Origin of the sequence: Acinetobacter sp. YH12070 (assembly GCF_013419625.1) — a bacterium.
Taxonomy (GTDB): Bacteria; Pseudomonadota; Gammaproteobacteria; order Pseudomonadales; family Moraxellaceae; genus Acinetobacter; species Acinetobacter amyesii.
This window is the reverse complement of record NZ_VOZT01000140.1, coordinates 1-1210: the sequence shown is the minus strand read 5'-3', so window position 1 is coordinate 1210 and position 1210 is coordinate 1. Positions and strand designations below refer to the sequence as shown.

Below are 1210 nucleotides of genomic sequence, written 5' to 3'. Positions count from 1 at the left end.
TATAAAGAGTTCCTGTACCGCCATACTGTCAGCGCAGTGCGGTATCGAAAGGTGCAATCTCTAAGATTGCATGGGTCGCAAAGATTCCCCCACCATAGCTCTTAGCTTGGTGGTGGGAGTATGTCAATCATCAAAGACTAATATACAGTCAATAACAAGTACGAGATCAACCAGAAGAGTTAGCAAATGTTAAAACAGATTTTATTTACCGCAGCACTTGGCTGTGTGAGCTTAAGCAGTTTTGCTGCCAATACTATTGTCGAAATGAAAACCTCTCAAGGCAATATTGAAATTGAGCTATTCAATGACAAGGCACCTATCTCAGCTAAAAACTTTGAAAGCTATGCAAAAGAAAAATTTTATAACGGCACGATCTTTCATCGCGTGATTCCTGGATTTATGGTTCAGGGTGGGGGCATGGATGTCAAAATGCAGGAGAAGCCAACAAAAGCGGCTATTAAGAATGAATCAAGTAATGGCTTGAGCAATAAGCGCGGCACATTGGCAATGGCACGGATGAATCATCCTGATTCAGCAAGTAGTCAGTTCTTTATTAATGTTGCAGACAATGACTTTCTCAATAAAAGTGCAATGAATGCGGGATATGCTGTTTTTGGTAAGGTCACTAAAGGTATGGATATCGTCGATAAAATCGTAAAAGTTCCAACTGCGAACTATGGAATGCATCAGAATGTCCCTGTAAACCCAGTAGTTATACAGAGTGTGGTGATTAAAGCAGCACCTGTAAAAAACTAAGCACACAAAATAGGAAAAATATTTTACATGATATTTGTAATAAATATCATGTATTTATGTGAGTAAAGTGTGTTTTTTGAACCATAATGGTGCATAAAAATAAAACACTCGTGTTCTTTGTGAGTGAAAAGCACTTGCACGTGTAAGAAATTGCCCTATAATGAGCACCATACCGACGAGATAGACGGAAACGAACGAAACGTGAAGCGTTGAGTTGTTGAGTTTATCGAAGTCCAGCTTCTAGCATTGACGAGATGTTAGAAAGATCATTAAGAGATTATGAAGAACAACTTGTGTGGATTTTTACTGGTTGATCAATCGAAAATATTTCATTGATTGATGGTAGAAATTACTCGAAGTTTATTTGAGCAAATTTTTGTCAGTAATTGATGAGCCAAGATTGGTACACTATATGTACTATTGATTTTAAACTGAAGAGTTTGATCATGGCTCA

The 1210-nt window shown here is 37.8% G+C and carries 1 protein-coding gene; it reads left to right on the top strand.

Annotated features, from left to right (window positions below; translation table 11 throughout):
- Positions 1-186: 186 nt before the first annotated feature.
- The gene (locus FTU17_RS17335) at positions 187-756 is read left to right on the top strand and encodes a peptidylprolyl isomerase (RefSeq protein WP_180005529.1); all 570 of its coding nucleotides are present in this window, start codon (positions 187-189) and stop codon (positions 754-756) included.
- The last annotated feature ends 454 nt before the right edge of the window (positions 757-1210 follow it).

Excerpts from the sequence above, each read along its gene's own strand:
- FTU17_RS17335 (WP_180005529.1), top strand. The coding sequence starts at position 187 with ATGTTAAAACAGATTTTATTTACCGCAGCACTTGGCTGTGTGAGCTTA.